This is a genomic window from Flavobacterium quisquiliarum, assembly GCF_019308285.1.
GTDB lineage: Bacteria > Bacteroidota > Bacteroidia > Flavobacteriales > Flavobacteriaceae > Flavobacterium > Flavobacterium quisquiliarum.
In genome coordinates this window covers 189,836-204,786 of the sequence record NZ_WWEM01000035.1, presented here as the reverse complement: position 1 = coordinate 204,786, position 14,951 = coordinate 189,836, and the positions used below count along the sequence as shown (strand labels likewise).

General features: G+C 32.9%; 15 protein-coding genes. 4 read left to right on the top strand and 11 right to left on the bottom strand.

Going from position 1 to position 14,951, the window contains the following annotated elements; genetic code table 11:
- Positions 1-122: 122 nt before the first annotated feature.
- Entirely contained in the window at positions 123-830 is a 708-nt protein-coding gene (locus tag GSY47_RS18240; RefSeq protein ID WP_135221442.1) for an ABC transporter ATP-binding protein, read from the bottom strand.
- A gap of 106 nt (positions 831-936) precedes the next feature.
- A complete protein-coding gene (locus GSY47_RS18235; RefSeq protein WP_317197940.1) occupies positions 937-2,226 on the bottom strand; it encodes an efflux RND transporter periplasmic adaptor subunit in 1,290 nt (429 codons plus the stop codon).
- Between the two features lie 114 nt (positions 2,227-2,340).
- On the opposite strand from GSY47_RS18235, the gene GSY47_RS18230 reads away from it, so the two are divergent.
- Positions 2,341-3,693, top strand: coding sequence for a sigma-54-dependent transcriptional regulator (locus GSY47_RS18230; protein ID WP_179003926.1), 1,353 nt, complete (start codon positions 2,341-2,343; stop codon positions 3,691-3,693).
- A gap of 132 nt (positions 3,694-3,825) precedes the next feature.
- On the top strand, positions 3,826-5,151 hold the full coding sequence (locus tag GSY47_RS18225; RefSeq protein WP_179003927.1) for a sensor histidine kinase: 1,326 nt from the start codon (positions 3,826-3,828) through the stop codon (positions 5,149-5,151).
- A 124-nt stretch (positions 5,152-5,275) separates the two neighbouring features.
- Here GSY47_RS18225 and GSY47_RS18220 read toward each other — a convergent pair whose 3' ends face one another.
- The 5 genes from GSY47_RS18220 to GSY47_RS18200 all read right to left on the bottom strand — a co-directional run bounded on the left by GSY47_RS18220 (position 5,276) and on the right by GSY47_RS18200 (position 9,494).
- A complete protein-coding gene (locus GSY47_RS18220; RefSeq protein ID WP_179003928.1) occupies positions 5,276-5,602 on the bottom strand; it encodes an MGMT family protein in 327 nt (108 codons plus the stop codon).
- Positions 5,603-5,775: 173 nt separating this feature from the next.
- Complete coding sequence (locus GSY47_RS18215) at positions 5,776-6,414, bottom strand: LysE family transporter (protein WP_179003929.1); 639 nt, start codon at positions 6,412-6,414, stop codon at positions 5,776-5,778.
- A gap of 41 nt (positions 6,415-6,455) precedes the next feature.
- Positions 6,456-7,133 carry a tRNA (guanosine(46)-N7)-methyltransferase TrmB gene (gene trmB / locus GSY47_RS18210; RefSeq protein WP_144215838.1) on the bottom strand — a complete coding sequence of 226 codons (678 nt, stop codon included), beginning with the start codon at positions 7,131-7,133 and terminating at the stop codon, positions 6,456-6,458.
- Positions 7,134-7,359: 226 nt separating this feature from the next.
- Complete coding sequence (locus GSY47_RS18205) at positions 7,360-8,742, bottom strand: ammonium transporter (RefSeq protein ID WP_179003930.1); 1,383 nt, start codon at positions 8,740-8,742, stop codon at positions 7,360-7,362.
- Between the two features lie 263 nt (positions 8,743-9,005).
- Complete coding sequence (locus tag GSY47_RS18200) at positions 9,006-9,494, bottom strand: nuclear transport factor 2 family protein (protein WP_179003931.1); 489 nt, start codon at positions 9,492-9,494, stop codon at positions 9,006-9,008.
- 255 nt (positions 9,495-9,749) lie between these two features.
- On the opposite strand from GSY47_RS18200, the gene GSY47_RS18195 reads away from it, so the two are divergent.
- The gene (locus GSY47_RS18195) at positions 9,750-10,403 is read left to right on the top strand and encodes a hypothetical protein (RefSeq protein WP_179003932.1); all 654 of its coding nucleotides are present in this window, start codon (positions 9,750-9,752) and stop codon (positions 10,401-10,403) included.
- Positions 10,404-10,499: 96 nt separating this feature from the next.
- On the opposite strand, the gene GSY47_RS18190 is transcribed toward GSY47_RS18195, so the two are convergent.
- Entirely contained in the window at positions 10,500-10,814 is a 315-nt protein-coding gene (locus GSY47_RS18190; protein ID WP_179003933.1) for an HPF/RaiA family ribosome-associated protein, read from the bottom strand.
- Positions 10,815-11,144: 330 nt separating this feature from the next.
- Between GSY47_RS18190 and GSY47_RS18185 the strand changes: the two genes are divergently transcribed.
- Positions 11,145-11,378 carry a hypothetical protein gene (locus tag GSY47_RS18185; protein ID WP_179003934.1) on the top strand — a complete coding sequence of 78 codons (234 nt, stop codon included), beginning with the start codon at positions 11,145-11,147 and terminating at the stop codon, positions 11,376-11,378.
- A gap of 31 nt (positions 11,379-11,409) precedes the next feature.
- Here the strand turns inward: GSY47_RS18185 and GSY47_RS18180 are convergent, their stop codons facing one another.
- The 3 genes from GSY47_RS18180 to dcm all read right to left on the bottom strand — a co-directional run bounded on the left by GSY47_RS18180 (position 11,410) and on the right by dcm (position 14,872).
- Positions 11,410-12,183 carry an HNH endonuclease gene (locus GSY47_RS18180; RefSeq protein ID WP_179003935.1) on the bottom strand — a complete coding sequence of 258 codons (774 nt, stop codon included), beginning with the start codon at positions 12,181-12,183 and terminating at the stop codon, positions 11,410-11,412.
- A 143-nt stretch (positions 12,184-12,326) separates the two neighbouring features.
- The gene (locus GSY47_RS18175; protein WP_179003936.1) at positions 12,327-13,640 is read right to left on the bottom strand and encodes a phospholipase D-like domain-containing protein; all 1,314 of its coding nucleotides are present in this window, start codon (positions 13,638-13,640) and stop codon (positions 12,327-12,329) included.
- A complete protein-coding gene (gene dcm, locus GSY47_RS18170) occupies positions 13,637-14,872 on the bottom strand; it encodes a DNA cytosine methyltransferase (RefSeq protein WP_179003937.1) in 1,236 nt (411 codons plus the stop codon). The genes GSY47_RS18175 and dcm overlap by 4 nt, the downstream gene beginning before the upstream one ends.
- Between the last annotated feature and the right edge of the window lie 79 nt (positions 14,873-14,951).

The following is a 14,951-nucleotide window of genomic DNA, read 5'->3' as shown; positions in this document are numbered from 1 at the left end:
ACTTTTATTAGTTAATATGGCAGTTTTAGAAACCGTTTTGGTTTTAAAGAATTGTAAATATTTTGCAGACAAGTTCTACCAGAACTATGAGTGCCGTAACAATAATTTTAATCATCATTTAATTATTTAGCGTCCATAAAAACATCAACATTTCGTTGATTTAACTTTTCAGAAAATATAACTCCGTCTTTCATATGAATGGTTCTCTGCGAAAAAGAAGCATCATAATCAGAGTGGGTAACCATCAAAATTGTAGCGCCTTTAGCGTGTAAATCGGTTAAAAGTTCCATTACTTCATTACCATTTTTACTGTCTAAGTTTCCAGTCGGCTCATCGGCCAGAATAATTTTTGGGTCATTAACTAAAGCTCTTGCAACGGCAACTCTCTGTTGTTGTCCTCCTGAAAGTTGTTGCGGAAAATGTTTCAAACGATGTGAGATATTCAATTTCTCTGCAATAGCTTCGATTTTTTGCTTTCTTTCAGAAGCTTTTACATTGTTGTAAAGAAGTGGTAATTCGATATTGTCGTAAACGGAAAGTTCGTCGATCAGGTTGAAGTTCTGAAAAATGAAACCAATATTTTCTTTTCTCACTTTTGCTCTTCCTTTTTCTTTTAGACCAATCATTTCTTGGTCAAGCAATTTGTAGCTTCCATCGTTTGCGCTGTCCAAGAGTCCGATGATATTCAATAAAGTCGATTTTCCACAGCCCGAAGGCCCCATGATGGTTAAGAAATCTCCTTTTTTTATTTCTAAATTGATACCGCTCAAAGCAGCAGTTTCTATTTCTTCTGTTCTAAAAACTTTGGTTAAATTCTGAATAGTGATCATAATTTTTTAAGGTTTTGAAATGTTACTAAAATCGTTTTTTGATTGATGATTGATGTCTTTCCTGCAAGGTTTTTAAAACCTTGTAGGTATTTCTTTTTTTTTGTGTTTATTGTTGCTGAAGCGAAAGCTCTTCAATGTCTTTATAATCCGAGTAAGAAGAAGTAATGACAGATTCGCCTTCTTTTAAGCCTTCCAGAACTTCATAATAAGAAGGATTTTCACGTCCTAATTTTATGTTTCTTCTTTCGGCTTTATTTCCTTTTACTACAAAAATCCATTTTCCTGCAGCTTCCTGATTAAAACTTCCTTTTGGAATTACTAATGTTTTGTTTTTTTCAGATAAAATTAGTTTAACGCCAAAGCTGAGTCCATCTTGTAAAGCAATTTCTTCTTTAGAAGTAAAAACTAGTTCAACCGTAAAATGTCCGCCTTTTACTTCCGGTATTACTTTGGTAACCAAAACTTCAAGATTTTTACCTTTAAATTCAACTTGGCCTTTTAAGCCTTCTCTCACTTTTTCCAGATAAAATTCATCTACATCGGCAGAAAGTTTGTAGCCTTTTTTAGAATCGATTTTACCAATGCTTTGACCTGCCTGAAAATTTTGACCTAATACTGCTTCAAAAGAAGTTAATCTTCCCGTTTCGGGTGCTGTAATCAAGAAATTCTTTTTGTTGTTTCTAAGGATTTCCAAACTCTTTTCCATTGTCTGAATCGAGCGGTTAATTTGAGAAATCTGAACCTGATTGCTTTGTTTTTCTTTTTGAATGCTTTGTTGAATGGTTTTTTTACGTTCTTCCTGAAAGCGAAGACTTTCTTTAAAAGTGTTCCAGTCGTTTTTGGAGATTACATCTTTAGCAAAAAGTTTAGCATTTACATCGTATAATCTTTTGGCGTCGTTATAATCGTGCTCAATCAGGACAAAATCTTTGGTTAAGTTTAATTCTTGGTTTCTGATATTTAATTTTCCTGTATTTAAATTGTTGATCTGCTCGATAATAGCGGTTTCTTGCGTTAGGTAATTCAATTCTGTATTTGGATTGTATAAGCGAGCAAGAGATTGTCCTTTGGTAACCATGGCGCCATTTTCCACAAAAATTTCTTTTACAGAACCACCTTCGGTTACATTTACAAGCATTACGTTTAATGGCTCAACTTTTGCCTGAAAAACAACGAAATCTTCAAAAAAAGCTTTTTCTGCTTTTTGGATTGTGATTTCCTCAGTCTTTACATTTAAAGTTCGTTTAGTATTAAATGCAAAAACGACGATAATCACTAAAACTAAAAAAGCAACGATTGCTATTGTGAGATATCTAAATTTTTTATTTTTACGAGGAATTATCTTGTCCATTTTTTTAATATTTTGCTGATAATCAATAGGTAAATACTGTGCCATAAAAATTATTATTTGTAAAGTGTTGATTTTAAAGAGTGTTTTAAAGCCTCTTAAAAAAAGTAGTGTTCGATAATGAACAGTTGACCGTTCGGAAGCGGACAGAAAAAATATCTTATGCGAAAAAAACAAGCCCAAATATTAATAGTTGACGATCAGGAAGAAATTCTTTTTTCGGCAAAAATGATTCTCAAAAAACATTTTGAAACGATTTTTACAGAAAATAATCCTAAAAAAATCATTTCAATCTTGGCCGAAAATGAAATAAATGTGGTTTTGCTGGATATGAATTATCGAATTGGTTTTGAAGACGGGCGCGAAGGAATTCATTGGTTGAAAGAAATTAAAACGCTTTCGCCAAATACAATTGTAATTTTAATGACAGCTTTTGGCAAAATAGAAACAGCAGTAGAAAGCATCAAAATTGGCGCTTTTGATTATGTTTTAAAGCCATGGAATAATGAAAAATTACTGGAAACGATTGATAAAGCAGTTGTCGAAAGCAGAAAAAACAGTAAAAAAACAGCTGTTGAAAATGACGGCAAATCTGAAAAGAAATATTTCGTTGGAACTTCTGCCAAAATAAAACAAGCTTATTCTATTGCCGAAAAAGTAGCGAGAACCGATGCAAACGTTCTGATTTTAGGTGAAAACGGAACAGGAAAATATGTTTTTGCGGAGTTTATTCAGCAGCATTCCGAAAGAAAAAATCAGCCTTTTGTACATGTAGATTTGGGATCTTTAAGTGATAATTTATTCGAAAGTGAACTTTTCGGTTATGCTAAAGGTGCTTTTACCGATGCCAAAATTGACACTCCCGGCCGTTTTGAAAATGCTGCAAACGGAACCATTTTTTTAGATGAAATCGGAAATATTCCGTTGCATTTGCAAGCCAAATTGCTTCATGTTTTACAGACCAAAACCGTGACACGTTTGGGAGAGAGCAAACCAAGACCTTTGAATGTTCGTGTGATTGCAGCCACAAACAGCGACATTAAAACCGAAGTAAAAAATAAGACTTTCCGTGAAGATTTGCTTTATCGAATCAATACAATGGAAATTAATCTGCCTTCCTTAAGAGAACGAAAAGATGATATTGTACCCATGGCCAATTTTATTCTCGAGCAAATAGCCCAAAAATACAATCAAGAAAATTGGCATTTTGAAGAAAATGCAGCTCCTTATTTAGAAAGATATCCATGGAAAGGAAATGTTCGTGAAATGGAAAACAAAATCGAACGTGCTTTAATTTTGGCCGAAAATAATACAATTTCTGTATTGGATTTAGATATTTTGGACTTTGAAGAAATTCAAGAAAACGATGAAAATCCTTTATCAGAAATGGAAAAAGGTGCTATCGAAAAAGCCTTATTCAAGCACAACGGTAACATCAGTAAAACAGCTGAGGAATTGGGATTATCGAGAGCAGCTTTATACCGCAGAATTGAAAAGTACGATCTGAAGAATTAAACGTAAATTAAGTTTTGCCACAGATTAAAAGGATTAGAATGATTTTTTAGCGTTGTGTATTTTATTTGAATTGAACAGACAGAAAATATAATCCTATTAATCCTTTTAATCTGTGGCTAAAAGAAAATAAACATGAAGAATTGGAAGTTTTATAACGCACTATTTATGAGGGTTCTGTTTGTAATAGCGCTCTTTCTTGGCAGCGTTTTGTTGTTGTACAAAGGATTTCGATTCAATGCGCTTTTGGTTGGTTTCTTTGTTTTGGTCTTCCTTTTTGAAATGTACTTTTTTGTCAAAAGCCAATTATTATTCTATGATAAAACCATCGATTCAATATTACATGATGACTTTTCAACCTATTTTCCAGAAGAACATAAGAAAGACAATTTCAATAGCTTGTATCGTTTGTATGACACCTTAAAAGTTCAGAGACAAGAGCAGATCTCCAAAGAGTTAATTTATCAATCGATTTTAAATAGTATTGACACTGCTGCTTTAATTTTAGAAAAAGAAAACGATTCTTGGTCGATTTTTATCATGAATGACTGCTTTTCAAATCTCTTTAAAGTCCCTAAAGTTGGTCATTGGAAATACCTAAAAAATTATCTTCCTGTACTTTGCAACGAAATAGAAAATGTTGATTTTGCAGAACTTAAAACCGCAATTTCGATTAAAATAGAAGATCAGGATCTGCAGACTTTTATGCTTCAGACTTCGCGTACACAAACTTATAACAAAGAATATTTCATCATTCTATTAGACAGTATTCAGCGTGTAATTGAGAAAAAAGAAAAAGAAGCTTGGATTAATTTAATGAAAATTATTTCACATGAATTAATGAATTCGCTAACGCCGATTCGTGCGCTTTCGCAGAATCTTCTTCATATTGTCGATCAGGATAAATTAGAAGAAGACGATTTTGAAGATATTAAAAGCAGTATTTCGACCATTATAAACAGAAGTGACCACTTGCAGGTTTTTGTGGAGAATTACAGAAAACTGGCCATGCTTCCAACACCAAACAAACAAATGACTCCAATTAATGCTTTGTTTGAAGATTGTCTCCGAATCATGAATCCGATTATAAAAGCGGAAGGAATTGAATTGATTAATGAAATTCATAGCTCTCGTTCGATTATGATAGATAAAAACCAAATGGAGCAGGTAATTATTAATTTGATTACGAATAGTATTCATGCCTTAAAAGAAAAGACAGAAAAGAAATTGATTCTTTCGAGTTATACTGAAAACAATCGTTTTTTTATTGTGATTTCAGATAATGGAAGAGGAGTCGATCCTGAAATTCGTGATAAAGTCTTTCTTCCATTTTTTACGACCAGAAAAGATGGCGCAGGAATTGGCTTAACGCTCTCTAAAAACATCATTGAAGCACACGGCGGTTATTTAAGCTACCAAACCGATGCCGAAAAAACCGATTTTGTGATTTGTTTGATTTAAATTTAGCTCTCCTGCAAGGTTTCCAAAACCTTGTAGGTATCATATTTTAAAGATTAGTTTGAGAAATAGAAGAGTATAGATCTACAAGGTTTTGGAAACCTTGCAGGAAGTCATACAGAGTTTTTTACGATTCAATCTCGGGTTTCCAAAAGTGTTTTTCAAAATCAACAATCTGATTGTCTACGACTTTAATTCCTTCGTTTTCTAATAATTGCTGCATTAAATTGGTTCCGTCAAAATGATGTTTCCCAGTCAAAAGACCTTTTTGGTTTACGACTCTATGTGCGGGAACATCATCCATGTTATGACAGGCATTCATGGCCCAGCCAACCATTCTTGCCGATCTTGCAGTTCCTAAAGCTTTTGCAATTGCACCATAAGAAGTTACTTTTCCGTAAGGAATTTGTCTTGCGATTACATAAACTCTTTCGAAAAAATTTTCCTCAGCCATAAGTTATTCTTTTGCCACAGATTAAAATGATTATTTGAAAATTGGTTTCATGTAGATTAAAATTAAATCAAAAAAATCTTTAGATCTGCTTAAATCTGCAAAATCTGCGTGAAAAACCTTTATCACAAAGTAAAAAAATCATTTTAATCCTTTTAATTTGTGGCGATATAAAATTAACCGAAATAGTAATTTAAAATATTAAAAAGTGTTACAAGAGCAATAACACCCGTAATAGTCCCTATTATAGTATTCATGTTTCGCATTAAGTAATCAGTTTTCTTTTCGATTCTTCCAAAGAAAGCAATGTAACTGTACAAAGCAGCAAATGATCCCAAAACAGATCCTAATACAAAAGTAAAAATGATATTGTTTTCGAATGCAAAAAGATGATAGGAAGCCAAAGTAACGCTTACCACAACGTAATACGGAATTGGAAAGAAATTTAATCCAGAGAGCAGCATTCCTAAAAAGAAACGACTTTTTTTACTGCTCTTTTTAATCTTCGATTTTTTCTTGGTTTTAGGATCTTTGGCAATAAACAAAAAGTAAATCGTTAAGATTGAAAAGATAAAAAAACCAGCTTCTCTCAGCAAGGTTACCACATCTGGTCTATTATCTATAACTCTTGCAAAAAGAACCGAAACATAAACCTGAAAAAAAATAACGAGAACCGCACCAATAACAAACCATAAGGCATTCTTTTTTCCTTCTTTCAGATTTATTTTAGCTGCCGTCATGTTGATTAATCCCGGAGGAATAATCCCAATAATAGCGGCAATGAAACCTGAAAGTAATGGAGCAAGATATACCATTCAGCAGTTTGTGTGGTTAAAAGGTTGTTTTCAAAATTAAATTAGTCTTTAATTTTGAAACGAATATACGTAATTGCCTTGTTAATTTCTAGATATTGTTTCTCATAAAATGTCTGAATTGAAGTGACAACTTCTGGACTTCCTTCATTTTTGTAAACATTATGGTTCGCATATAAAACTTCGTGCCCTTCTCCGTGAAGTAAACCAAGTGTATATCCATGCATAAATTCGCTGTCAGTTTTTAAGTTTACGACACCATCTTTTTTAAGGATCTTTTTGTATAATTTCAAGAATTCAGAATTGGTCATTCTGTGTTTCGTTCTTTTGTATTTGATCTGCGGATCTGGGAAAGTAATCCAGATTTCATCTACTTCGCCTTCGGCAAAAATATGATTGATCAATTCGATTTGAGTACGTACAAAAGCCACATTATGAAGACCGTCTTCAACAGCAGTTTTAGCACCACGCCAAAAACGAGCACCTTTAATGTCAATTCCGATAAAATTTTTGTCTGGGTATTTTTCAGCTAATCCAACAGAATATTCTCCTTTTCCACATCCTAACTCTAAAACTAAAGGATTATCATTTTTAAAGAAGTCAGAGTTCCATTTTCCTTTTAAAGGCATTAAATCGCCTACAACTTCTTCTCTGGTTGGTTGAAAAACGTTTTGAAATGTTTCGTTTTCTCTGAATCTTTTAAGTTTATTTTTGCTTCCCACTTTTAAAAATTTTTGGCAAAATTAAGGAATATAAACGAATGAAACGGCTTAAGAAGGTTTAAATGTTTTTCACTACGAATTCACGAATTGTACTTTATTTATTTTTGCCACAGATTATAAAGATTAAAAAGATTTTCAAATCTGTACTTAAAATTTTAAAGCCACGAATTCACGAATTTTATTTTTAAAATAATTCGTGAATTCGTGGCTGAAAAAAAAATATTTTTTAACCGTAATGTGGTTCTGTAATTGGTTGTGCTTTTGGATCTAGAGATTCATCGTGCTGAGATAAATCCAGTCCAATATGTTCTGATTCTTCCGAAACTCTCAATGGAATAATGAAGTTCGTTACTTTAAATAAGAAATAAGCTCCGAAGAAAGTAAAGACAGAAACTAAAACTAAGGCCATCATATGGTGTCCGAAAACATTCCATCCTCCGTGTAATAAACTTGCATTTTCGCCGTGAGCAAAAATAGCCGTAAGAATCATTCCCATAATTCCACCAACACCGTGGCAGGCAAAAACGTCAAGAGTATCGTCAAATCTTTTAGAATATTTACAGTTTACAGCCGTGTTAGAAACCAAAGCCGTCACAAATCCGAAGAACATACTTTCTGGTACTGAAATAAATCCTGCGGCTGGAGTAATGGCAACAAGACCCACAACAGCTCCAATACAAGCACCTAAAGCAGAAACTTTTCTTCCGTTCATTCTATCGAAGAAAATCCAAGTTAACATAGCAGCAGCCGATGAAGTAGTGGTTGTTGCAAAAGCCATAGCGGCTGTTCCGTTGGCAGCAAGAGCAGATCCAGCGTTGAATCCGAACCAACCAAACCAAAGCATTCCAGTTCCTAATAACACAAACGGAATATTGGTTGGAATATGCTGGCTGTTTTTTCTTTTTCCTAAAACAATAACACCTGCCAAAGCTGCAAAACCGGAACTCATGTGAACCACAGTTCCTCCTGCGAAATCCTTAACACCAAAATAACTTCCTAAAACACCCGTTGGATACCAAACAGCGTGACATAAAGGAGCATATATGAAAATCGTAAATAAACTAATGAAGACTAAGTAAGAGATAAAACGAACACGTTCTGCAAAAGAACCTGTAATGATTGCAGGACAAATGATCGCAAATTTCATTTGAAACAAAGCAAAAAGCATAAACGGAATCGTGTTTGCCAATTGTTTATGAGGTAGAACGCCTACATAATCCATAAAAGCAAAAGTGGTCGGATTTCCGAAAAAGCTGTAAAAATGATCTCCAGAACCAAAACCAACTGGCTCTCCAAACGCTAAACTAAAAGCAACCACAACCCATAAAAGTGTTACAACTCCCAAACAGATAAAACTCTGAAGCATAGTCGAAATAACGTTTTTCTTTCCTACCATTCCACCATAAAAGAAAGATAATCCAGGTGTCATGATTAAAACTAAACAGCTTGAAGTAAGCATCCAGGCAACATCGGCAGGAACAATATGATCTGTTGTTCCGAATTCTGATAAAACATAACTATTTTCTGTTACTGTTGGCCAAAATGCACCAATTGTGCATACGACACTGATCATAATAAAGGAAATAATCCAGCGTTTTTCTATTTTCATTTTTAAAATACTTTGTTTAACCCTATTTTTTTTGGGGTCAAAGTTAAAAAAAAATAAATATTCTCGTTTTGAAGGCTGTTAAATTAGAGGTGTGGGTTTTATTTTGATCGATTTTTTAAAATACACATCATTTTTTTGACAGTATCTTATTTTAAAGTTACAAAAAAGCACCGTTTTTGCCGAATTAATTAAAATTAATTTCTTAATTCGGCTTGTAAGGTGCTCGAAAAGTTATGTTTATAAAAAGAAACAGGTGAAATGTTTTATTTCTTTTGAAGCTTTGTTATCAAAGTATCTTCGATTGGTGCTTTGATTTTGGTTACGGCATCAACCTCATCATTTGGAATCGTCATTGATAAAACATAATGCTGGATTTTCCATTCATTACCTACTTTTACCAAAACCCCAGAACCACGGCAGATTTTCATTTGTGTATCTAACAATTCATCAAACCAAGCAATTTTTCCAGTTTTGTCAAAAAAGATATGACGTTCTAAAGCTTTAAAGTTCCAAGTTGTTCCTTTGTCAAAATAAGGTTTTGCCCAGATTGCAAATTCTTTTTTCGTCCAGTTTTCTGTTGCATCAGTTCCAATGTAGATGGCATCGTCTGCTAAAGTATTGAAATAAGCATCAAATTTTACTTCGCCGGCCGCTTTATGCCAAGCATCTAAAGTTTGATTGATTTTGTTTTTGTCTGTTTGTGCGTTTGCAAAAGAAGCAACGAATAAAAGAAGTAAAAGTGTTTTTTTCATGAGATATACTATTTGAGTTTAAAGGTATAAATTTTTTTAAACCATATAAGGAATATAAGAAAATGGAAGTTTTTATCTAGTATTTGCGATCGTAAACGTGTTGTTTATCAGGATGAAATAAATTGCTGATGATCTATCTGGATTTCGAAATCAAAACAATTTTAAAATCTTGTCTTTAATTATCATTAACATTCCTCATGTAATTTAATCGCTCAAAAACTATTATATTTGATTTTCAATAAAAATACTTTCCCCATGAATCAAAAACTACTTATAACTTCACTCGCTATAACCGCTTTATTATTTGTTTCCTGCAAAAAAGAATTAGAGCCACAGCAAAGCACATCGACTTCTGAATTGGTGCGATTAGGACTTGCAAAAGACACTACAAAGGCGACGACGCCAGCTGTACAAGCTCCAATGACAAACCCAAATTCTGTTATGGGAGAAACAAAAGGGATCAATCCAGCTCACGGACAGCCAGGACATCGTTGTGATATTGCAGTGGGAGCGCCACTAAATTCTGCGCCTACACAACAAGTACAAACACAGCAAGGTCAAACGGTTCAAGTAAATCCAACGCAGCAACAGGTAGTTACTACAACACAAGTTAAAACACCAAAAGGCATGAATCCGCCTCACGGACAACCAGGACATAGATGTGATATTCCAGTAGGAGCACCATTAAATTCGCCTGCGCCAAAAACAACTGCGACTTCAAGTGCAGCTCAAAGCGGATCGGTTTCACAGAATTTTACAGTTACACCTCCGCCGGCTGCAAATCCTGTTCCTGCTTTGTTGAGTACAGAAGGTACAGAAAATACAGTAGCAGAGGGAATGAATCCGCCACATGGAAAACCAGGACATAGATGTGATATTGCGGTAGGAGCACCTCTGCCAAAATCTTAGATGAAAGTGGCATAGAAATAAAGCAACAAAGTGACAAAGGTTCCAAGAAAACTTAGAATCTTTGTCACTTTGTCACTTTGCAACTTATTTATTATATTAATGTTCTTTTATTTTTTCGAAAGTTGTAGTCAACGACTTTTTTGCCTTTGCCAAAGCACCGCTAAATGCTTTTTCAAGGGTTTCGGCATGATCTGTAACAGTGATTGGCTGTAATTTTACAGGACGTACCTCGATTACGCATTTTTTGTCATGCAAGCTGAATTTTTCTCCATTTTCGTCTCCAAAATGAATCTCTACGCGAGTAATTTTATCTTGAAAACGTCCTAAGCTTTTTTCTGTTTCCGCAGCAAAATAGCTTTCTAACCTTGCACTTCCTTCAATGTTTTTGTCGGTGTTGATTTGTACTTTCATAATGCATAATATTTAATGATTCATACTCAAACTTATCCAATTTAAAGGTAAAAGACAAGCGAGTTAAGGAAATATTATGAAATTTTAAAGCAATTGTTTTTCAATTTTGTAATTTCGATTTTTACTTAGGATTTTTAAGTTAAAATAAAGAAAAAACTTACTTTTTATATTTTGTTTTTGTATGTTTGGAGTCCTAAAACTTTCAGACTATGAAAACAAAAAAAGATTTGCCCGCGTGGTATGTTGGCGGTATTGGAAACAACCGCAACGCTCTGAAAGGCGTAGGACAGCTAACCCATGTGGGTTTTATATTTCCTAAATTTTCAGATTATGAGTACAAACACCCTTTCCAAAGAAACCGAATTGAGGTTAACTGAATTCTTCAACAATTCAATTGATTCCAAAAGTATGGCGAAAAGCATTCGGCAAGTAAATTATGTTCTTGCGCTTAATGCAATGCACGAAAAAGAATTCCTGCAGCAAGAAAGCATAAGCCTTGAAGATAGTTTTTATTGGCTGAATAAATTGGCCGAGATTTTGGATCCTTATTTGGAGGTTGAATAGAAAATGAGAAAAGCCACTGTGAAGTGGCTTTTTATTTATTAAAGATTGTATCCAAGTGATGCTCTAAAAACTCTTTTTTTGGTAGATATTTTTGCGCTTTAAGTATCTCTTGATTTTCAATTGAAGCAAAATGTTTATGAAAGTAATCACTCTTGCTTTTCTTTTTTAATGCTTCAGAAAATAATATTTTGTAATCTGTATTAATTCCAATTAATCCTTTATCAAAAGCCTTATCGTAAAGCATAGAAAAGCAAATTCCATTTTCTGGATCTAAACGGTGTTCTTCATTTTTAGACCAAGGTATAATATGGCTCGCATGTAATAATTCTGGAATATCGATACCAGTGATAGCACATTTATTAGCATAATTTGCTAGAACTATTTTTCTAAAAACACATTGATTCACTCTGGTTTTTACTTCACGAATTTTAGTGTCTCCTTTTATATCTTTTAAATCAATAAGAATGTCTTTGTATTTGTTTTCAATTGATGTATTTTCTTTTTTAGCTAAGATTTCTTCGCTTTGAAAAAGTAATTCTTCTTTATTATTGAAGAATTCATCCCAAATTGGCTGAACTTGATTCATTCCATTTTTTAAACCACCAATTCCTCGCTGTTGATGAAATGGATCTATACTTGCAAAATTTGCTAGTCTCATTCCTACTGCGGCTGGTGTTCTGTCGATAATTTGAGCTAGTCGTTTTACTTCGGGATTTCCAGAATGTATTTTTCCAAATTCAATTGTAAGATACAAGTTAAAGGCAACGATTAATTCTTCTCGTGTCCAGAGGTTTTTAGGTGGCATTGTTGAATAAATTTGTCTTCAGTAAATATATAGAATTAATACTAAAGTTAAATTTGTTTTGAGATTGGGATTCTCTATAAACTATTTGAATTTATAATAATTGAAAATGATGATTAAAACTCTTGATTTAAATAAAGTTATTTCTAAACTATAAAATTATCTTCATCAATTGAAATAGGTTCGTCTTTCATAAACAATTCAAAAGATCCAATAGGAGCAAAATCTATATTAATTACATCATAATCGTTCTTTTTACGCCATAAACGAACAGAATCTGTTCCTTTCTTTTCTAGCCACTTACGAGTTACGGGTTCTCGTTCTTTTAGGCCTAAAACATCTACAAGCAACCATTGTCCTAATGCAGATTGCCCATATCTTTTGCCATTTTCATCTTTTAAAGTATTACTTCCTGATTGTAAGCCTTTCATATTGTCTTGAGTAACTAAAGCAGGAATTGTTTTTCCATTTGGGAGTTTTAATACAAAACGAACTTCAGGTTTTTCATTGGAAGGACCTTTATAATCTTCCTTAATTTTTTCAAATTCAAAGATATTGGGTGTAAAAAAATCAGGATGCTTTTTGTGAAATTCTCTAGGAATTGGGACATAAATTTCATTTAAAGGCCTTGGAGTATTACTTCCTTTGCTTTTAGGCGCAGCATTCCAAGCATTTAACCCAGATTTTTCTTCTACTTCTTTAGATTGATAAGAATATAATGGTAAGTAAGCTTCAATTACATCTGGTTCTGAAACTTTTGTTGTTTCAATAAGATCGAAGTATGCTTTCAGTAAAAATGAAAAAGGATCTTCGATAATTTTTACATCAAATTTATTGAGAGTTAGGGTATTGTATTTGCCAGAGTCAAATTTTTGCCATATTTGAGAATCAGCAAATGTGTATCTATAATCCTTGTTTCCATCAGACCAAGTTAGAGCGGAAGTTGTTGCGCTAAAATCTTTAAGTTTATTTACATCAATTAATGGATATGCACATTCATTTACTGTAAAAATGCCTTGGTCACGAGTTATGTAATGATAAATGTTTTTGTCTTCTGATAATCCTAAGCGTTCATAATCACTTTGCATTCTTTGATTTTTAATCTCAGAAATTTTATAAGCTAATGAATGCAAATCATTACGATACGCATTAATATCATTTTGATAACGCTTGAGCTGCATAACCTTCTGAAAAGAAGGTTTACTTCCCATCCAAGTTTTTAGCCCGATTCCTATTCGGTCATTGCCAAAAACAGAAAGGACATCATGTGGTGTATTGCCTATATCAACATTTTGACTGTTGAAAATTTTTGTAAAAACGGTTTCTTGAAATTTAGAATCAAGATATGGTATTAAGTCTCCTTGTTTTTGACGAAATAAATTGGATAATGCTCCATAAACTTGTAAAAATTTTATGTACTCATCTCTTTGTTCAACAGAAAATTGTTCCCATACGCTCATGGAGATAAAACATTTAAAATTTCTTGACTTATTCTTTCAATTAATGGAGTCGTAACAGAATTTCCTGCCTGCATGTATAATTTGCTGTTTGCAATACTTGGTAAAATATACTTATCCACTGGATAACCTTGAAAAGCAAAACATTCTTTAGGAGTTAATTTTCTTATACCATAATCATCTAGAATTAAAGGCACATTATGGCCTCCTGTTCCCATATTTGCTGTTAGAGTTGGACAAACTTGATTTTTGTTTTCCCTAACATAAACTCTTCTCCATTGATATATTGTGTCCTTTGAAGTTATTGTTTTTTCAAGTTCAGAATAATATTGATGCTCTTTTTTATAATATAAATTATCAGCTTGTTTTCCTTTTTCTAAAATATCGTGAATAGTTTTTGTCAAAGGTACTGGTTCAGGGAATTTGAAATCTCCATGATTTGGTACTTGCTTTTTGTCAAATGCTACAATAAAAATTCTTTCTCTATTTTGTGGAACATTTGCATGAGTCGAAGAGTTTAGCACTTTTGTATATGCTTTATAACCAAGTTTTTCTTCTAATATCTCTAAGATTACTTTAAAAGTATTTCCTTTATCATGAGAAACTAAATTTTTTACGTTTTCTAGAAAAACTACTTTAGGTCTTTTGGTTTCGATAATTTTTTCCAAATCAAAAAACAAAGTTCCTCTAGTGTCATGAAATCCTTTTCGATATCCAGCTATTGAAAAGGCCTGGCAAGGAAATCCAGCACATAAAACTTGGAAATCATCAGGAATATAATTTTTTGTAGTTTCTTTAGTAATATCACCAAATGGCACTTCTCCAAAATTAGAGCGATATGTTTTCTGTGAATCAACATTCCATTCGCTTGTATAAACACATTTTCCTCCAACATTTTGAAGTGCGATTCTAAAACCTCCAATTCCTGCAAATAGATCTATAAATTTAAAAGTGTAATTTTCAGGAGTAGGAAATGGAACATCTTCCACTTCAAAAAGTAATTGTTGTAATGCAGAATCAGAAAGGATATTTATATTTTCTTCTTCATTTTTATATTCAACAATTTGTTTTAAGTATTCTGTAGCTTCTTTTTCAAAATGATCTTTGATCCCATTGCGATAATTATGTAGATAATGTGTTAAAACAGCTTTTCGGTTATCTTCTTCTTCGACAAAGCGATTTTTAAATTTTTTACTATCAAATTCATCAATATTGATCTTTTCTTCTCCCGTCATTTTTAGCTAAAATTGAAGGTGCAATTTAGGAATAATAATCTAAAATTAGGAATAATGTTTTCCACAAACGGGATTTGAT

Bases quoted from the DNA above. Each gene is read 5' to 3' on its own strand.
- GSY47_RS18240 (WP_135221442.1), bottom strand. From the start codon at position 830: ATGATCACTATTCAGAATTTAACCAAAGTTTTTAGAACAGAAGAAATA.
- GSY47_RS18235 (WP_317197940.1), bottom strand. From the start codon at position 2,226: ATGGCACAGTATTTACCTATTGATTATCAGCAAAATATTAAAAAAATG.
- GSY47_RS18205 (WP_179003930.1), bottom strand. From the start codon at position 8,742: ATGAAAATAGAAAAACGCTGGATTATTTCCTTTATTATGATCAGTGTC.
- GSY47_RS18230 (WP_179003926.1), top strand. From the start codon at position 2,341: ATGCGAAAAAAACAAGCCCAAATATTAATAGTTGACGATCAGGAAGAA.
- GSY47_RS18215 (WP_179003929.1), bottom strand. From the start codon at position 6,414: ATGGTATATCTTGCTCCATTACTTTCAGGTTTCATTGCCGCTATTATT.
- GSY47_RS18220 (WP_179003928.1), bottom strand. From the start codon at position 5,602: ATGGCTGAGGAAAATTTTTTCGAAAGAGTTTATGTAATCGCAAGACAA.
- GSY47_RS18225 (WP_179003927.1), top strand. From the start codon at position 3,826: ATGAAGAATTGGAAGTTTTATAACGCACTATTTATGAGGGTTCTGTTT.
- GSY47_RS18185 (WP_179003934.1), top strand. From the start codon at position 11,145: ATGAGTACAAACACCCTTTCCAAAGAAACCGAATTGAGGTTAACTGAA.
- GSY47_RS18180 (WP_179003935.1), bottom strand. From the start codon at position 12,183: ATGCCACCTAAAAACCTCTGGACACGAGAAGAATTAATCGTTGCCTTT.
- dcm (WP_179003937.1), bottom strand. From the start codon at position 14,872: ATGACGGGAGAAGAAAAGATCAATATTGATGAATTTGATAGTAAAAAA.
- GSY47_RS18175 (WP_179003936.1), bottom strand. From the start codon at position 13,640: ATGAGCGTATGGGAACAATTTTCTGTTGAACAAAGAGATGAGTACATA.
- GSY47_RS18190 (WP_179003933.1), bottom strand. From the start codon at position 10,814: ATGAAAGTACAAATCAACACCGACAAAAACATTGAAGGAAGTGCAAGG.
- GSY47_RS18195 (WP_179003932.1), top strand. From the start codon at position 9,750: ATGAATCAAAAACTACTTATAACTTCACTCGCTATAACCGCTTTATTA.
- GSY47_RS18200 (WP_179003931.1), bottom strand. From the start codon at position 9,494: ATGAAAAAAACACTTTTACTTCTTTTATTCGTTGCTTCTTTTGCAAAC.